This window comes from Burkholderia sp. Bp9090 (assembly GCF_003857985.1).
Classification (GTDB): domain Bacteria; phylum Pseudomonadota; class Gammaproteobacteria; order Burkholderiales; family Burkholderiaceae; genus Burkholderia.
Genome location: NZ_QTPV01000003.1, coordinates 298,911 through 315,109, shown reverse-complemented (window position 1 = coordinate 315,109; position 16,199 = coordinate 298,911). Strand labels below are relative to the sequence as shown.

Sequence of the window (16,199 nt, the reverse complement as noted above, 5' to 3'; positions counted from 1 at the left end):
ACCTGAGTGAAGCCGCACCGCCAACGCACGTGGCGGCACGATCGTGAAAAAAGTTTAGGCGACGGATGGCGGTAGTCAATCGGCTGGCGCCGATCGCGCGGCTGCGCAGGGCTGGCGTGTTCATTGCAGCGCGTGGCCGGCCGGCTCGCTGCCTGCATTCGAGATTTCGACCGCGCGCCAGCCGCCGCCGATCGCCTTGTAGAGCGTGACCGTGTCGCTCAGAATCTGCTGATGATTGGCGAGCAGCGCGAGTTCCGCGGATGCCACCGAACGCTCCGATTCGAGCACCTCGAGTTGCGAGACGAGCCCTTCCTTGAGCTGCGCCTCGACCTGCGCTGCGACGGTGCGCAGACGCGCGCTCTGCTGCTGAAGCTGTATGCGCTGCTGCTTGTGCGCGTCGAGATCGACGAGTGCATTTTCCACCTCCTTGAACGCGGTAAACACGGTCTGCCGGTACTGCTGCTCGGCGACCTTGGTCTGCGCCTCGGTCGTCTTGATGTGCGCGCGCACGCCCGGGTCGAACATCGGCAGGTTGATGCTCGGCAGGAAGCTGAACGTGAAGGCCTTGAAGAGATCGGACAGCGCGAACGCCGCGGTGCCGCCACGCCCGGTCAGGCTGATCGACGGCAGCTGCGCCAGCTTCGCCGCGCCCACTTCGTCATACGATTCGAGCACGCGGTACTGCGCGGCGACGACATCCGGCCGGCGCGCCAGCAGTTGCGCGGGCAGCCCCATCGGCACGTCCGGCAGCTTGACGCGCTGCCGGAGATGGCCGGCGGGCATCCTGAATTCGCCGGCCGGCACGCCCAGCAGTGTCGCGAGCGCGTTCTCGGCCGTGTCGCGCTCGCGGTGCAGTTCGATCAGTTCGTTCGCCAGCCCGTTGATCTCCGCGCTCTGCCGCAGCACTTCGGTCTGCGGCGCGATGCCGTTCGCCAGCATCGACTGGTAGATCGCGAGGATCTTCCGGTTCTTGTCGAGCGTGCGCTGTTCCTGCTCGATCTGGTCGTCGAACTGGAGGATCCGGAAATACGTGCTCGACACGTCGGCGACGAGCGTCAGGTAGCCGGCGCGCCAGTCGGCCTCGGTCGCGCGGTATTCGGCCTTCTGCGCCTGCACGCCTTTCTCGACCTTGCCCCAGATGTCGATCTCCCAGTTCACCTGGCTGCCGAGGTTGTAGGACTTCGACAGCGTCTGATGCGTGTTCTTCTCGAAGTCCACGCCCGCGCCGAGGTCGGCGCTCGGCAGCGCGCCCGCCTGGACTTCGCCGACCTGCGCACCGGCCACGCCGATGCGCGCCGCCAGCACCTTGATATCGACGTTGCCCGCGATGGCCTTGTCGATGAGCGCGTCGAGCGTCGGATCGTCGAAGCTCTTCCACCACTCGGCGTTGACCGTGTCCGACGCGGATACCGGCCCGTGCGCATGCGCCCAGGTGGTCTTTGCCGGCATCTCGGGGCGCTGGTAGACGGGCACGTTCAGGTCCATGCAGCCGGACAGCAACGCCGCGCATGCGCCGGCGGAACCGGCGATGCGGGCCAGCGAACGCATGAAGCCGCGGCAGTTGCGCGTGGCAGTCGGCGACAGGCAGGTGTTCACGATCGACTCCTTGGGCGGAACGCGGCGACGATGCGGGATCGGCGGAAGTGTTGGTGTCGATGCTGCAGCGTGGCACGCTCGCGTCTCGTCTTGCATGGGGCGTGCCAACCGCTCGCGGGGGGCGGCGGCAATCGTGCAGGCAGGCCTGCCGGCGCGGGTCCGGGTCACAAAGACGGGAATTGGAGCGACGTGTGCGCGATACCGGGATCAACGGTGCGTGACGGGACGTCGCAGACAGTTCGGGCTCGGGGTGTCGGGTGTGCGCCGACACTTGGCGCATCGAGCGACCGCGCTGCCGTCCGGCGCTCACCTGCTCGCGTGAGCGTGAGCGTGAGCGCGCGTACGTCGGCGGTCGCCGATCGGCGTGCGCGACGTCACTTCACGTAGATCGTGATTTTCTTCGAATAGACGGGGGGATTGTGCGGCACGTGGTTGGCGTCGCCCATCAGGAGCTGCAGCGTGTGCTTGCCCGGCGGAAGCTCCAGCGTGGTCTCGGTCTCGCCCGCGCCGAAATGCAGGTGATTGCGGTCGGACGGAATCGGCTGGTCCATCGGCGGCAGGTCCGTATCGACCAGCAGGTGATGGTGGCCCGTGTTCGGAAACTGCACGTGCGACGGCGCGACACCCATGTCGCGCAAGCCGAACCACACGCGGAACGGACGTCCGGCCGGCATCACCTGGCCATCGTTGGGCCAGCCGATGTAGACGATGGCCCTTGGGGGATGCGTGCCGGTCTCTGCGGTCGCCGCCCCCGTCCATAGCAGCGTCACGGCAACGGCGAAGAGGATGAGCTTGTTCATGGCGGCAATTCCCGGTTCGTGCGGCATGGCGCGCTACTTGACCGTGATCGTGATCTTCTTCGAGTACACCGGCGGATCGTGCGGCACGTGGTCGTGGTCGCCCATCAGCAGCTGCAGCGTGTGCTTGCCGGGTGGCAGCTCGATGCGCGCCTCGGTTTGACCGGCACCGTAATGGAGGTGATTCCGGTCCGACGGTATCGGCTGGTCCAGCGGCGGGAGATCGGTATCGATGAGCAGATGATGGTGGCCCACGTTGGGCCGCTCGATGCCTTTCGGGCAGATGCCCATGTTGCGCAGGCCCATGCGCACCCAGAACTTGCCGCCCGTGATCGTTGCACCGTCGGACGGCCAGATGATGTAGGCCTCGGCGCCGGGCGGCGAAGTCGTACGCCCGGCGGCGAACGCGATCCTCGGCGCCAGGACGGTGGCGGCCAAAGCCAACAAGGTAGCCCTTCTTCGCATCGTGTTGCTCCTCGCGTGGATGGCGGCGCGCGGCGTCGGACAGTGGAGCGTGTCTAACAGCTTAGGACGTAATCGACAGGAAGGCACATAACGATGTTCCAGGGTAACGGGCCGGCCGCGATGCGCGGATACGTATGTCCGTTTTTTGCAAGACCCGCGGGTGGATCCGGTGATCGCCGCCAGGCGCACGTGCTATCTTGAATGTGTCCCGGCCGCGCCCGTGCCTGCCGCAAGCCGGCATTGCGCTCGCCGCGACCGAACACCCGGCAATGGCTGCGCTCCGCCTTCGGCATCGGGTCCGACGGCGCACCCTGGGGGGCTCAACATGTGGCGAATACTCCTGCCCGCATGCCTGTTTGCGTCGATCTCGGTGGCATCGAGCACGTGCTCCGGCGAGGACATGCATGTTTTTCCCGCACCGCCGTCAGCGTCCGCGCGCGCCCCGTCAGTCGAACCGCGGCGCGTCGCGCTCGTGATCGGCAACGGCGCCTATCGCGGTCATCCGCTCGCCAATCCCGTCCATGACGCCGATGCAATGAGCGACGCGCTGCGCGCGCTCGGCTTCGACGTCATCACGTTGCGCAACGCGACCCGGCAGCAAATGCTCGACGGGCTTGCCGCGTTCGAACGCCACGGCGCGGCCGGCGGCACCGGGCTGGTCTATTTCGCGGGCCACGGCGCCAGCGTCGGCGCAACGACATGGCTCGCGCCGGTCGATGCCGACGTCGGCGCGCCGGCCGGCCTGTCGCGAACGGGTATCGACCTGCAAACCGTGTTCGACGCGACGTCGCGGCCGCGCGGCGACCGGATTGATCTGATCATTCTGGATTCCTGTCTGATCGCGCCTCCCGGTGCCGGCCACGTGGCGGCCCGCAAGCCGCCGCCGCACACGCTCGTCGCATACGCGGCAGCGCCCGGCGCAGGCGCCGCCGACGGTACGGCGCACGGTGTCTACACGGCAGCGCTGCTGCAGACGCTCGCGGTGCCGGGGCTCGGTATCGCACAGGTCTTCGACCGTGCCGGCGCGATGGTCGAACGCGCCACCGGGCATCGGCAGACGCCGTGGATCGCGTCGTCCCTGTCCGGTGCGGCGGCGACGTTGGCGTTCACCGGGGCACGTCGCGCAGGAACCGGCGACGCGCATGCCGGCGGCGGCACGGCGCAACGATCCGACGTGCTGGCGGACGTCGGCGTCGTGGCGCTCGATAGCCGCGGCGTGATGCCGAAAGACAGCGCCGAACAGTACGAAATCACGTTCTGGGAGTCGATCAAGGACAGCAAGGAGGCGGGCGACTACGAAGCCTATCTGAAGACCTACCCGAACGGCCGCTTCGCGCAGTTGGCGCAGGCTCGTCTCGCGCGCCTGCGCGCGGCCGCGCCCAAGGCGCCAGCGGCGTCCGCGCCCGCGCAGACGGCGAGCGCCGCGCCGGCCCCCGCCGCCGTTTCGGCTCCGGCTCCGGCTCCTGCGCCGGCGCAGCCCGCGCACACGTCCGGCTCGACGCCGAAAGCGCCGCCGCCCGCTGCCGCGGCGGCCCCGCCGGCACCGCCGCAGAAAGGCGGTGCGACGACCGCCAATGAAATCCACGATTGCCCTGCCTGCCCCGCCATGCTGGCGGTCAGTCCGGGGGCTTTCACGATGGGCAGCAATTCGGGCGATCCGTCGGAAAAGCCTGCGCATCGCGTGACGCTCGATCACGCCTTTGCGCTGGCGAAGTACGGAGTGACGGTTGCGCAGTGGAACGCGTGCCGCGATGCAGGCGCCTGCCCGCGCCTGCCCAACGACAGCAACACGGCGGCGAACGCGCCGGTGCGCGACCTGAGCTGGGACGATGCGCAACTGTACGTCAAGTGGCTGTCGAAAATCAGCGGCAAGTCTTACCGGCTGCCGACCGAGGCCGAATGGGAATTCGCGGCCCGTGGCGGCACCGCGACGCGCTACTGGTGGGGCAACGAGATGCGCCCGGGCAACGCCAACTGCAAGGACTGCGGTCAGCCTTGGCATGCCGACGCACCGGACAACGTCGGCTCGTTCGCGGCCAATCCGCTCGGCTTCTACGACATGGGTGGCAGCGTATGGGAATGGGTCAGCGATTGCTGGCACAACTCGTACAGGAATGCGCCTGCCGACGGCCGCTCATGGGACGAGCCGAATTGCCAGGTCCGCGTCATCCGCGGCGGCTCGTGGCGGGATGGTGCAGGCTACATGCCCGTTTCGACACGCTTCAAGTACGACAGCAGCGTACGTTATTCGGCAAACGGGTTTCGCGTGGCGCGGGACATGAAGTAGGCGGATCTCGGCGCGAGAACGGCCGGCCGCCGCGTGCCGGTCATGCAGATCGATTCGGCCGCCCGGGTTCACGAATCGGCGTGCGAGGAACCGATCCGAAACACCGAGACAGTCGCCTCCAGCTGCCCCGCCTGCTCCCTCAGCGACAGCGCGGCCGCCGACGCCTGCTGAACCAGCGCCGCGTTCTGCTGAGTGACCTGATCCATTTGCGTCACCGCCTGATTCACCTGTTCGATGCCCCTGGACTGCTCGTCGGACGCGGCGGCAATCTCGCCCATCAGCACCTGCACCCGTTGCACCGACGTCAGGATCTCCGACATCGTCCCGGTCGCGCGATCGACCTGTCGCGCACCGGTCTCGACGCGTCTCAGCGAATCCGTAATGAGTTCCTTGATCTCCCGCGACGCCGTGGCGCTGCGCTGGGCGAGCGAGCGCACTTCGCCTGCGACGACCGCGAATCCGCGCCCCTGCTCGCCAGCCCGCGCTGCTTCGACCGCCGCATTCAGCGACAGGATGTTGGTCTGGAATGCAATGCCTTCGATGACGGAGATGATTTCGGCGATCTTGCCAGACGCTTCCGACAGGCCGCGCATCGTGTTCACGACTTCCTGCGCCGCCTGATTGCCCTCTTCGGTCAGCTGCGCCGCGCCTTGCACCACCTGATTCGCCTGCTTCGCGTTCTCGGCATTCTGGCGAACCGTCGAAGTCAGTTGTTCCATCGAGGCGGCCGTTTCTTCCAGCGACGCGGCCTGCTCTTCGGTCCGTTGCGACAGGTCCATGTTGCCGGCCGTGATCTCGCGCGCGGCCGTCTCGATCGAGTGCGCGCCGTCCTGCACCACGCGAATCGTCTGCAGCAGCTTGTGTTGCATCGCCTGCAGGCCGGTCATCAGTTGCCCCATCTCGTCGGTCGAATGGACGTCGATCCGCGTCGTCAGGTCGCCGCCGGCAATCGAGCTGAAATGATCGAGTGCGTGCGCGAGCGGCGCACCGATCGCGCGCTGAAGCGACCACCACGTGAGTACGGCTGCGCCGAGCGTGACCAGAATGCCGGCGATCGCGATCCCGACGAACCAGTGGAAACGCGCCTGCGCGGCATCGAACGTCACGCGCGAGGCCGTCATCTGGATCCGGCCGAGCGCGTCCATCGCGTCTGAGACGTCGATGAACAGCGACGGCGGAATGTGCCGCCAGACGTCGGGGATTTTCGCGGGATCGTGCGCGGCAATGGCGCTGAACATCGGTTCGAGGCCGTTCTCGACGAGCGCGTTGAACTTCGTGTTCGCGTCGGCCGCGAGGCGTGCTTCTTCCGGGCCGGAGAGCCGCAGCGCGCGATACGCGTCCCACGCCTTTTTCGACGCGGCGAGCAGTTCGCGGGACGACGCGGTTTCCTGCGGCACGTCGGGGCCGTCCGGATCGAGCGCGATGCGATACAGCCATAGACGGGTTCTCGACAGCGCGACATTCGCTTGCCCCAGCGCCTCCGATGATGCGAGCCGTTCGGAATAGAGCGTCCTCACGTCGTCGTTGCTGATCGCCACGCCAATCACGCCGATGATGCCGCCGATGACGAGCAGTACGCCGAGAAAACCCATCGCCAGCGCCAGCCGGGCGCGAATGCTGAAATTCCTGATCATGATGAGGGAAGCGTTGAGCACGAAGCCGTTGCATGCGACGCATGCGTGTCAAGCCGATCGAAGGCGGCACGTGCGAGACCGATGCCTCGATAACGACCTGAGCGGCGCGTGAATTAGTGCGAAATCGACAAGGAACGCTTCCGGAAACGATGCGTTATGCGCAGAATTTCGGCGTGGTAGGTGAATTGCCGCCCGTCCGGCGTGTGCGGCCGCTTCGTCTGCGAACCGTCGTGAATGAAGCCCCCACCGGCCGCCCGCGAAACCCGCCGCATGGCTTCATGCGAAACCGTGCCGTCACGCCATGCGTACCATCTCGTCGCGCGTCACGAGATGACCGAGGCGCCGCTCGTGACCGCGTTCACGGCGTGGCTGCGCGCGCGCGTCGCGTGCTGCGCGCACGTGTTTGCGACGAGGCGGGAAGTCAGGAAACGAGACTCGCGAAATCGTCCCACACCATCACGATGTTCCGCGATCGCCAGATCGGCCCCGCATCGACGTACTCGCCGGCCAGCCGGCCGTTCAACGACGCGTAAAAGGCGATCGCGGCGTCGTTTCCCTTGACGACGCTCAACGCCGCGCCCCGGTACCGCATCGTTTGCAGATGCGTTGCGAGCCGGGCGAGCAGCGTGCGGCCGATGCCGCGACGCTTGAACCCGGGATCGACGTACAGGAACTTGATCTCGCCACGGCCGCCGAAGATCGGCTCCGACGGCGCGCCGGCCGCGCCGATGCCGACGATCGTGCCGTCGGTTTCCGCCACGAGCACCAATTGGTCGCGCTCGTTCGACGCCAGCTTTTCCCGCCATGTCCTGCCGCGATGGCGCTCGTCGAGGACGGCGTGCGCCTGCGCCGGCGCGAGATCGCGATAGGTATGCCGCCAGGCCTTGACGTGAAAATCGGCGATCGCCTGCGCATCGTCGAGGTGGGCAGACCTGACGGATATTACGGACATGGAAGACTCTCTCGGCTGGCTTGGCACACGCGGGCGCGGCGCACGAGCCGGATTGTCGACGATCGGGGCGACCGTGTCAGCACCGTCGCGAATCAGCGCGCAACCGCTTCCGTGTTCCGGACGCTGCCCAGAAACCGCGTCAGCTCCACCGTCTGCGGCCGCTCGAAAATCTCTTCGGCCGTCCCGCTCTCCCACACCCTGCCCTGGTGCATGAACACGATCCGGTCGCTCACCGCACGCGCGAAGTTCATCTCGTGCGTGACCATGATCAACGTCATGTCCTCGCGCGCAAGCTGCGCGACGACGCCCAGCACCTCGCCGACGAGCTCGGGATCGAGCGCGGACGTGATCTCGTCGCACAGCAGCACGCTCGGCTTCATCGCGAGCGCCCGCGCGATCGCGACGCGCTGCTGCTGGCCGCCCGACAGCTGTTCAGGAAACGCGTCGAACTTGTCGCCGAGGCCGACGCGCTCGAGCATCAGTTCCGCGATCGCGCGCGCCTGGTGGCGATGCGACTTTTTCACGACCGACTGCGCGAGCATCACGTTCTGCCCGGCGCTCAGGTGCGGAAACAGGTTGTACTGCTGGAACACCATGCCGACCTTCAGCCGCAGCGCACGCAGGTCCGCGTGCCGCGCATCGACGCGTTCGCCGTCGATCGAGATCGTGCCCGCGTCGATGCTCTCGAGTCCGTTGAGCGTGCGCAGCAGCGTGCTCTTGCCCGAGCCGCTGCGGCCGATGATCGAGACGACCTGCCCGCGCTCGACGGAGAAATCGATGCCCTTGAGCACATGATGGGTGCCGAAGTTCTTTTCGAGACCACGGGTTTCAACGAGCGGCATGCCATCTCCTTTGCAACGTGCGCGCATAACGGGTAAGCGGATAACAGAGCGCGAAATAGATCAGCGCGACGAGGCCGTACACGACGAACGGCCGGAACGTTGCGTTCGAGATCGCGATGCCGACCTTCGTCAGCTCGGTGAAGCCGATGATCGACACGAGTGCAGTATCCTTCACGGCCTGCACGCCGAAGCCGACCGTCGGTGCGATCGCGATGCGCGCGGCCTGCGGCAGGATCACGTGACGCAACTGCTCGACGTAGCTCATGGCCAGGCTCGCCGACGCCTCCCACTGCCCTTTCGGCACCGCCTCGACGCAGCCGCGCCAGATCTCCGCGAGATACGCGCTGGTGAAGAACGTGAGCCCTGCGGTGGCCGCGATCCACGGCGGCACGTCGAGCCCGACGAGCGGCAGGCCGAAGAACACGATGAACAGTTGCATCAGCAACGGCGTGCCCTGGAATATCTCGATGTACAGCTTCGCGATGCCGCGCAGCAGCGTGGAGCTCGACACGCGCATCACGAGCAGCCCGAGGCCGACGAGGCCGCCCGACAGGAACGACACGATCGACAGTACGATCGTCCAGCGCGCGGCCAGCAGCAGGTTCGCGAGAATCTGCCCGAACGTGAAGTCGATCATCGCGCACCTCGCACGCGACGGGAGAACAGGCGGCGCCCCATCGAGCCGAGCGTGGCACGCAGCAGCAGCGCCATCGCCAGATACGCGAGCGCGATGACGAAGTACGTCTCGAACGCGCGGAAGTTGCGCGACTGAATGTAGCCGGCCGCATAGGTCAGGTCGGCCACCGAGATCTGCGACACGACCGCCGAGCCGAGCATCGTGATCACGATCTGGCTCGACAGCGCCGGAAACACCTTGGCGAGCGCCTGCGGCAGCACGACGTGGCGCAGCATCTGCGCGCGCGACATCGCAAGCGCGGACGCCGCCTCCAGATGTCCTTTCGGGACGGCGGCGACGCCCGCGCGCACGATCTCGACCGAATACGCGCCGAGATTGAGCGTCATCGCGAGGATCGCGGCCGTGTATTCGTCGATGTGCACGCCGAGCGCGGGCAAGCCGAAGAAGATGAAGAACAGCTGGACGACGAACGGCGTGTTGCGGATCGCCTCGACGTACGCGCCGATCAGCGGGCGCAGCCGCACGGCCGCGCGCGCGTCGGCGCTGTACGCGGCCGCGCCGAGCACGCCGAGCGCCACGCCGAGCACGGTCGCGACCGCGGTGAGCGCGAGCGTGATCGCCGCGCCGCTCGCGAACACGCCGGCGTATTCGGCAAGCTCGCCGAATTGAAGCTGGTAGCTCATGACGATGGAGTAAATTCGGGTTCGGACAACGACACCCGCCGCGCCGGCGGTGCCGGCCGCGGCGATGTATCAGGCGACACTGCGATTCGTCACAGTCCGGCCGGCAACGGCTGGCCGAGCCACTTCTTCGACATCGCGCCCAGCGTGCCGTCCTGCTTCGCATGGGCGATCGTGTCGTCGATCTTCGCGAGCAGGCGCGGTTCGTTCTTGTTGACGCCGACGAAGCACGGCGAATTCTTGATCACGAACTTGACCTCGGGCCGGCGCGGCGGATTCTTCGCGAGAATCGCCGCCGCGACGATGTTGCCGGCCGCGATCAGTTGCACTTGCCCCGACAGGAACGCCTGGATCGTCGCGTTGTTGTCCTCGAAGCGCTTGATCGTCGCGTTCGGTGCGAGCTGCGACAGCGCGATCTCCTCGAGCGCGCCGCGAGTGGCGCCGACCGTCTTGCCGGTCAGGTCGGCGGGCGCGCTCACCTTCACGTCGGCCGGCCCGAACACGCCCTGGAAATACGGTGCGTACGCGCTCGAGAAGTCGATGACCTTCTCGCGCTCCGGCGTCTTGCCGAGCGACGAGATCACCATGTCGACCTTGTTGGTCGTCAGGTACGGAATCCGGTTCGCACTGTTCACGGGCACGAGCTTCAGTTTCACGCCGAGCGACTTGGCGAGGAGTTCGGCCATGTCGATGTCGTAGCCCTGCGGCTGCATGTCCGTGCCGACCGAGCCGAACGGCGGATAGTCTTCGGGCACCGCGACGCGCAGCGCGCCGTTTTTCGCGATGGTGTCGAGCGCGTCGGCATGCGCCGGCGCAGCGGCGAACAGCGCCATCACGGGGGCGGCGATTAGCGCAGCCAGCCAGGTGCGTCGGGGGAACGGTCGAGTCGTCGGGCTCACGGTGAATCTTCCTTGTCTGGTATGTCGTCGGGCAGCGCGCAACCGTTGCGCGGCCGCGGGTACTCCAGCAAAAACCGGGCCACCGCCGTGAAACGCTTGCCGTACCGGCACTCGACGGAAATTCCGGCGCACCGCATTCCCTATTTCGGTGCATGGGCCGGCACCGGCGCCAGCCGCTGCCCTCGCAGCGCGCGCCGGCGCACCAAATTACCTAACTGGTTCACCCCGCGAATCGGAAGTCCGTGCATTGGGCGCACGCCGGCACCGGTGCATCGATCCGGGGCGCGCGGAATGAGGACATCGAAACGAAGTTCGAATTCACGCGATGCACGGCATCGCCGACGCCGTGCAGGTTGCTCGCTTTTCGCTGCGAGGCGTCATGGCCGAGGCCCGTATGCACGGATTCGAACAGGCCCGGTCCAAATTTGCATTCTGTTTGTGGTGGGAATTACAGCTGAATACGTTCGCGACGTACCGTGCCTTTCGCCGCACTCGGCGAATCGCAATCAGGACGGGTGCGCTTGATTCCGCGCACCGATCCGCCGGTACCGGTGGTTCCCGGTCGCCTCGCGATCGGGATGAATCCAATCACATCCGCGCGCGAGGATACCGTCATGGCATCGATTCCCGAACCGTCGACAAGCGGCGAAACCGACAAACGCAGCTGGCTCGAATCGCACGAAGCCGGCTACCACAAGACCCTCGGCAATCGACAGGTGCAGATGATCGCGATCGGCGGGGCGATCGGCACCGGTCTGTTCCTCGGCGCGGGCGGCCGTCTGCAGGCCGCCGGACCGTCGCAAGTGGTTCGCCGAGATGGAGTTCTGGTTCGCGCTGATCAAGGTCGCCGCGATCGTGCTGTTTCTCGTGATCGGCTCGGTGATCCTCGGCACGGGCGTGCAGGTCGCCGGCCACGACACCGGCATGCATCTGATCACCGACCACGGCGGCTTCTTTCCGCACGGCATGATGCCGGCGCTGGTGCTGGTGCAGGGCGTGGTGTTCGCGTTCGCGGGCGTCGAGCTGGTGGCCACCGCCGCCGGCGAATGCAAGGACGCGCGCAAGGTGCTGCCGCGCGCGATCAACAACGTGATCTGGCGCATCGCGATCTTCTACGTCGCGTCGGTGGTGCTGCTGGTCTGCCTGCTGCCGTGGAGCGCGTACAAGGCTGGCCAGAGTCCGTTCGTCACGTTCTTCGGCGCGCTCGGCGTGCTGCTCAACTATCTCGTGCCGTCGAGCGTGTTCGAGATCGTGCTGAACATCGCGTCGCTCGGCATCATCAGCACGTGGGGCTTCATCGTCGTGTGCCAGATGAAGTTCCGCGCGGCGGTCGGGCGCGGCGAAGTGGACGACGTGCCGTTCAGGATGCCGGGCGCGCCCGTGACGTCGTGGCTCACGCTGCTGTTCCTGCTCGGCGTGCTGGTGCTGATGGCGTTCGACTACCCGAACGGGACGTGGACGATCGCGTCGATCCCGCTGGTCGCGCTGCTGCTCGTGGCCGGCTGGAAGTGGTTGAGCAGCCGCGCGCACCGTGCGTCGCTGAAGCCGACGATTCCGTCGGTCACGCTGACACGGCAAGTGCTCGAGAAGGGCGACAACTGAAACCGCGCGCAACGACGGGGGCGGTATCCGGCCCGGGCCCGGCGAAAGCCGCCGCCCGGCTCATATCACATGCGCGCTCGAGTCGGCGATCGTTGCCGGCAAATCATCGTGAGCGTAGCCCCCGACGCTCGCATGCATGGCATCAATGATGCGTATACAAACGAGGCGCCGCGGCATGACTCTGGATCACGCCCCCCGAGTCGCCCGCTGCGTTGTATGCAGGCCCATAGCCCGACGTATCGGCCTGCGGGGCCGATGCGGTCGCCTGGATGCGCGCCTCGGCCCGCTGGATCGATTGCGGATAGTGAATGTCCTTTCGGGCCGGGTTGTAACCGGCCTGCTCGGCCTGCGTGATCTGCGCGCGGACTTCCGCCCGGGTCAGGCCGTTGCTCGATTGAGCGGCCGCTGCGAATGCGGGGATGATGGCCGCCGCCAGCATGATGGTACGGATAGCGAATTTCATGATCTCGACCTCCAGTGAACAGGGTCGGCATCCGAGAACATCTCTTCTGCCGTAAGAACAGCATGCGCCGTTCAGCTGAAGGCAATGTTAACTGCGCGTCTTCGAACGCCTCGCCCGCGAAAGACAGGGGCGGACCCGGAATCGCCGCGGCGGTCAGGCCGACGACGGCAACCTCACGCGCACGCCGAACCCGTTGCCGTTCAACCCGTCGACGTACGTCAGACTCCCGCCGAGTTTGGCCACGATGCGCGCGACGATGGACAGCCCCAGGCCACTGCCGCTTTCGTCGTGATCGGCGCCGCGAAAGAAGCGATCCTGCAGTCGGGACAGGTCCTCACCCGAGACGCCCGGTCCGTCGTCTCGTACCTGAAGGCTGATCGCGCCGGCATCCTGCCACGATGCGATTTCGACGCGCCCCTGTTCGCGACCGTACTTGATCGCGTTATCGACGAGATTGTCGAGCAGGACGCGCACCAGCGTCGACGGGACATGTGCGACAACCGGACCGTCGACGCGTGAAATCAGTGCGATCCGCTTGCGACTCGCGCGCGCCTGATGGTCGTCGATGCAGGTCTGCACCACGCGTGCGAGATCGACCTCCTCGCCGCGCATCGGTACGGTCTCGTCAAGTCGCGCCAGTGCAAGCAGCTGGTCCGCCAGATGCGTGCTTCGGTCCACGCCCTCGACGACCCGTTGCATCGCGCGCCGCTGCCGGTCCGGATCGCGTGCGGTGAGCGCGACTTGCGCTTGCACCTTGAGTGCGGCGAGCGGGGTCTTGAGCTCGTGTGCGGCATCGCTGGTGAATGCGCGCTCGCGATCGAGCGAGCCGCGCAGACGTTGCAGCAACGTGTTCAGTGCGGCAACCAGCGGCCGCACTTCGTCGGGAATGCCCTTCGTGCCGATTGCGTCGAGGTTGTCGGGCGAACGTGCCTCGATTGCCTCGGACAGCGTCCGCAGCGGCGTCAGGCTGCGTCCGATCGCCAGCCAGATCAGCACGGCCAGCACGGGCAACGCGAAGGCGAGCGGCCGGGCGACCCGGCGCGCGACCTCCGCGGACAAGTCGGAACGCTGCGTGCGTTGCTCGAAGATCCGCACGGTACGCCCGCGCGCGGCATCGGTCAGCACGTACGCGTGCCACTTCGGATTGCCGAACCGGATCGGGCTCGATGCGGCGGCGGGAAACACCGGCAGATCGAGCGCGTCAAGCCCCGGGCTGGCGGCCAGGATGCGTCCGCCCGCGTCCCTGATCTGATACAGCATGCGCGGTGATGCGTCGTTGTCGCCATCGTTGTCTTCCCCCGAGCCGAGGACGATATCCGCGAAGACCGGCAGATCGGACGCATCGAGCGCGACGAACGCTCGTGCGATCTGCTCGATGCGGGTTTCGTCCCACTCCTCCGCTTCGTGAATCGCCTGGCGATAGCTCGACACCAGCGAATAGGCCCACACCACCACGACACCCGACAGCACCAGCAAGGTCAGCCGTTGCCGGATCGAGCGCATCACGACGCTTTCTCCACCACGTAGCCGACACCTCGAATCGTGCGGATCAATTCGGCCCCCAGTTTCTTGCGCAGATTCGACACATGCACTTCGATCGCATTGCTTTCGATTTCTTCGTTCCAGCCATAGAGGCTGTCCTGGAGCTGCGTGCGCGAGAGCGGACGGCCCTGATTCGCCAGCAATTCGACCAGCAACGCGCATTCGCGCGACGTCAGCGCAATCCGTTCGGTGCCGCGCGTCACCGTCATCAGCGCGGGATCGACCGACAGGTCGCCGTATTCGATCGTCTCGGTGCCGCGGCCCTGCGAGCGCCGCACGAGCGCACGGCATCGGGCGATCAATTCGGTCAGGTCGAACGGCTTGCCGATGTAGTCGTCGGCGCCCGCGCTCAGGCCGCTCACGCGATCGGCGACGGTGTCGCGCGCGGTCATGACGAGCACCGGCGTATGGTCGCGGCGCTTGCGAAGCCAGTCGAGCACTTCAACGCCCGACATGCGGGGCAGGCCGAGATCGAGCACGACGAGGTCATACGGCGTGGTTTCGAGCGCGAGCCGTGCATGCCTGCCGTCGTGCGCCCAGTCGACCGTCATGCCGGCCTCGATCAGGCCATCCTCCACCCCGCTGCCGATCAGCTTGTCGTCTTCCACGAGTAACACCCGCATGGTGTCGCGTTCCTTTTGGTGCGGACATGGCGTCCATGGGCGCACGATAACCGCAGGCACCGGCCGGCATCAAGCACGGCGCGGAAAAATCCGGTCCTTAAGAATCCGTTAATGTCGGCGCCCTATGGTCGCGGTCACCGACACCCGCAATCGAATCGACGACCATGAACAGGCTACCGTTCCGACTCCGTTTTTGCGCAACGCTGGGCGCGCTGCTGTTCGTGGCTGCCGCGCCGGCGTCCGCAGGTGAGATCAAGACGCTGATGCGAGACATGAAGCACGCGATGCAGGGTGCCATGAACAGCCGGACGATTCCGGAAATGAACGGCTACGTGGCCCGGCTCGAAAGCGATGCGCAGCAGGCGAGCCGCCAGCGGTATCGCAATGACCAGCCGACCTACGATGAAGGCATGCGCACGTTGCACGACGAATTGACCGAAGTCGATCGTGCCATCCAGGCCAATGATCTGCCGGCCGCCAAACAGGCGTTACGGCGAATCGACGGATCGAAAAAGCACTATCACGACCTGCTCGGATAACCCGGGCCGGACACGCCTTCGCCATTGAACAGGCATTCCCGCCATGAAAACCATAACCCGCTACCCCCTGTCGATCAGTTTGCTGCACTGGCTGCTGGCCGCCGCGCTGATCGGCAATCTGATCGTCGGCTTGTTGCTGGACGACAATGAAGACCTCGTCGGCCTGCACAAATCGATCGGCACCGCGATTCTCGGATTCGTGGCGGTTCGCATCGTGAATCGGTTACGCATGGGACGCAGGCTCCCGCCGTCGGTCAATCCGGCAGGCACGCTCAATCATTTTGCGGAACGCAGCGTTCATGGGCTGCTCTATGTGCTGATGCTCGCCATTCCCGTCCTCGGGTGGATGAAGACCAATGCGGCCGGCCACACGGCCAGCTGCTTCGGGCTCTTCTCGCTGCCGACCCTGGTGCCCAGGAGTCGCGAGCTGTCGCACTGGCTGGGAGAACTGCACGCGCTGACGGCTTACGGGCTGGCCGCGCTGGTGGGCCTGCACGTGCTCGGCGCGGTGGCGCACAAGCTGTTCAAGTCGGAGAACGTGTTGCCGCGCATTCTGCCGTTGCCGACGCGTGTCGTTCGGCAGAGGGCTCCATCCGGTGACCGGAATTGAGCGTCGGGCACGGCGTCGCGCGGAGTGCTAC

At 66.4% G+C, this 16,199-nt stretch carries 15 protein-coding genes and 2 pseudogenes; 5 read left to right on the top strand and 12 right to left on the bottom strand.

The window, feature by feature from the left end; genetic code table 11:
- Positions 1 to 120 precede the first annotated feature (120 nt).
- The 3 genes from DIE16_RS04950 to DIE16_RS04940 all read right to left on the bottom strand — a co-directional run bounded on the left by DIE16_RS04950 (position 121) and on the right by DIE16_RS04940 (position 2,858).
- Positions 121 to 1,548, bottom strand: coding sequence for an efflux transporter outer membrane subunit (locus DIE16_RS04950; RefSeq protein WP_124891955.1), 1,428 nt, complete (start codon positions 1,546 to 1,548; stop codon positions 121 to 123).
- A gap of 422 nt (positions 1,549 to 1,970) precedes the next feature.
- Positions 1,971 to 2,396: a DUF4399 domain-containing protein gene (locus DIE16_RS04945; protein ID WP_124891930.1), complete on the bottom strand. Its 426-nt coding sequence runs from the start codon at positions 2,394 to 2,396 to the stop codon at positions 1,971 to 1,973.
- 33 nt (positions 2,397 to 2,429) lie between these two features.
- A complete protein-coding gene (locus DIE16_RS04940; RefSeq protein ID WP_124485919.1) occupies positions 2,430 to 2,858 on the bottom strand; it encodes a DUF4399 domain-containing protein in 429 nt (142 codons plus the stop codon).
- Positions 2,859 to 3,183: 325 nt separating this feature from the next.
- On the opposite strand from DIE16_RS04940, the pseudogene DIE16_RS37490 reads away from it, so the two are divergent.
- Positions 3,184 to 3,882: pseudogene (locus tag DIE16_RS37490) on the top strand (caspase domain-containing protein); the annotation flags it as partial.
- A gap of 3 nt (positions 3,883 to 3,885) precedes the next feature.
- Positions 3,886 to 5,145 (top strand): formylglycine-generating enzyme family protein, encoded by a 1,260-nt coding sequence (locus DIE16_RS37485; protein WP_409364448.1) that lies wholly within the window; start codon positions 3,886 to 3,888, stop codon positions 5,143 to 5,145.
- A gap of 68 nt (positions 5,146 to 5,213) precedes the next feature.
- Here DIE16_RS37485 and DIE16_RS04930 read toward each other — a convergent pair whose 3' ends face one another.
- The 6 genes from DIE16_RS04930 to DIE16_RS04900 all read right to left on the bottom strand — a co-directional run bounded on the left by DIE16_RS04930 (position 5,214) and on the right by DIE16_RS04900 (position 10,789).
- Positions 5,214 to 6,779 (bottom strand): methyl-accepting chemotaxis protein, encoded by a 1,566-nt coding sequence (locus DIE16_RS04930; RefSeq protein ID WP_124666238.1) that lies wholly within the window; start codon positions 6,777 to 6,779, stop codon positions 5,214 to 5,216.
- A 421-nt stretch (positions 6,780 to 7,200) separates the two neighbouring features.
- Complete coding sequence (locus tag DIE16_RS04920) at positions 7,201 to 7,758, bottom strand: GNAT family N-acetyltransferase (RefSeq protein WP_260434343.1); 558 nt, start codon at positions 7,756 to 7,758, stop codon at positions 7,201 to 7,203.
- A 65-nt stretch (positions 7,759 to 7,823) separates the two neighbouring features.
- On the bottom strand, positions 7,824 to 8,573 hold the full coding sequence (locus DIE16_RS04915; protein ID WP_124891928.1) for an amino acid ABC transporter ATP-binding protein: 750 nt from the start codon (positions 8,571 to 8,573) through the stop codon (positions 7,824 to 7,826).
- Positions 8,560 to 9,210 carry an amino acid ABC transporter permease gene (locus tag DIE16_RS04910; protein WP_044846548.1) on the bottom strand — a complete coding sequence of 217 codons (651 nt, stop codon included), beginning with the start codon at positions 9,208 to 9,210 and terminating at the stop codon, positions 8,560 to 8,562. The genes DIE16_RS04915 and DIE16_RS04910 overlap by 14 nt, the downstream gene beginning before the upstream one ends.
- The gene (locus DIE16_RS04905) at positions 9,207 to 9,893 is read right to left on the bottom strand and encodes an amino acid ABC transporter permease (RefSeq protein WP_044846547.1); all 687 of its coding nucleotides are present in this window, start codon (positions 9,891 to 9,893) and stop codon (positions 9,207 to 9,209) included. Before DIE16_RS04905 ends, DIE16_RS04910 begins: the two co-directional genes overlap by 4 nt.
- An 89-nt stretch (positions 9,894 to 9,982) precedes the next feature.
- Positions 9,983 to 10,789: a transporter substrate-binding domain-containing protein gene (locus tag DIE16_RS04900; RefSeq protein ID WP_124519821.1), complete on the bottom strand. Its 807-nt coding sequence runs from the start codon at positions 10,787 to 10,789 to the stop codon at positions 9,983 to 9,985.
- Between the two features lie 614 nt (positions 10,790 to 11,403).
- On the opposite strand from DIE16_RS04900, the pseudogene DIE16_RS04895 reads away from it, so the two are divergent.
- A pseudogene (locus tag DIE16_RS04895) lies at positions 11,404 to 12,391 on the top strand (hypothetical protein).
- Positions 12,392 to 12,533: 142 nt separating this feature from the next.
- Here DIE16_RS04895 and DIE16_RS04890 read toward each other — a convergent pair.
- The 3 genes from DIE16_RS04890 to DIE16_RS04880 form a co-directional block, all read right to left on the bottom strand.
- The gene (locus DIE16_RS04890) at positions 12,534 to 12,854 is read right to left on the bottom strand and encodes a DUF4148 domain-containing protein (RefSeq protein ID WP_124645739.1); all 321 of its coding nucleotides are present in this window, start codon (positions 12,852 to 12,854) and stop codon (positions 12,534 to 12,536) included.
- Between the two features lie 153 nt (positions 12,855 to 13,007).
- The gene (locus DIE16_RS04885; protein ID WP_185640956.1) at positions 13,008 to 14,357 is read right to left on the bottom strand and encodes an ATP-binding protein; all 1,350 of its coding nucleotides are present in this window, start codon (positions 14,355 to 14,357) and stop codon (positions 13,008 to 13,010) included.
- Entirely contained in the window at positions 14,357 to 15,019 is a 663-nt protein-coding gene (locus tag DIE16_RS04880; protein WP_124519817.1) for a response regulator transcription factor, read from the bottom strand. Before DIE16_RS04880 ends, DIE16_RS04885 begins: the two co-directional genes overlap by 1 nt.
- Positions 15,020 to 15,183: 164 nt before the next feature.
- Between DIE16_RS04880 and DIE16_RS04875 the strand changes: the two genes are divergently transcribed.
- Together DIE16_RS04875 and DIE16_RS04870 are read left to right on the top strand one after the other, a co-directional pair.
- The gene (locus DIE16_RS04875) at positions 15,184 to 15,558 is read left to right on the top strand and encodes a cytochrome b562 (RefSeq protein WP_124891927.1); all 375 of its coding nucleotides are present in this window, start codon (positions 15,184 to 15,186) and stop codon (positions 15,556 to 15,558) included.
- Between the two features lie 43 nt (positions 15,559 to 15,601).
- A complete protein-coding gene (locus DIE16_RS04870; RefSeq protein WP_124891926.1) occupies positions 15,602 to 16,168 on the top strand; it encodes a cytochrome b in 567 nt (188 codons plus the stop codon).
- The last annotated feature ends 31 nt before the right edge of the window (positions 16,169 to 16,199 follow it).

Coding starts and splice junctions, on each gene's coding strand:
- DIE16_RS04915 (WP_124891928.1), bottom strand. CDS start 8,573: ATGCCGCTCGTTGAAACCCGTGGTCTCGAAAAGAACTTCGGCACCCAT.
- DIE16_RS37485 (WP_409364448.1), top strand. CDS start 3,886: ATGGTCGAACGCGCCACCGGGCATCGGCAGACGCCGTGGATCGCGTCG.
- DIE16_RS04950 (WP_124891955.1), bottom strand. CDS start 1,548: ATGCGTTCGCTGGCCCGCATCGCCGGTTCCGCCGGCGCATGCGCGGCG.
- DIE16_RS04880 (WP_124519817.1), bottom strand. CDS start 15,019: ATGCGGGTGTTACTCGTGGAAGACGACAAGCTGATCGGCAGCGGGGTG.
- DIE16_RS04910 (WP_044846548.1), bottom strand. CDS start 9,210: ATGATCGACTTCACGTTCGGGCAGATTCTCGCGAACCTGCTGCTGGCC.
- DIE16_RS04940 (WP_124485919.1), bottom strand. CDS start 2,858: ATGCGAAGAAGGGCTACCTTGTTGGCTTTGGCCGCCACCGTCCTGGCG.
- DIE16_RS04885 (WP_185640956.1), bottom strand. CDS start 14,357: ATGCGCTCGATCCGGCAACGGCTGACCTTGCTGGTGCTGTCGGGTGTC.
- DIE16_RS04945 (WP_124891930.1), bottom strand. CDS start 2,396: ATGAACAAGCTCATCCTCTTCGCCGTTGCCGTGACGCTGCTATGGACG.
- DIE16_RS04890 (WP_124645739.1), bottom strand. CDS start 12,854: ATGAAATTCGCTATCCGTACCATCATGCTGGCGGCGGCCATCATCCCC.
- DIE16_RS04905 (WP_044846547.1), bottom strand. CDS start 9,893: ATGAGCTACCAGCTTCAATTCGGCGAGCTTGCCGAATACGCCGGCGTG.
- DIE16_RS04875 (WP_124891927.1), top strand. CDS start 15,184: ATGAACAGGCTACCGTTCCGACTCCGTTTTTGCGCAACGCTGGGCGCG.
- DIE16_RS04930 (WP_124666238.1), bottom strand. CDS start 6,779: ATGATCAGGAATTTCAGCATTCGCGCCCGGCTGGCGCTGGCGATGGGT.
- DIE16_RS04870 (WP_124891926.1), top strand. CDS start 15,602: ATGAAAACCATAACCCGCTACCCCCTGTCGATCAGTTTGCTGCACTGG.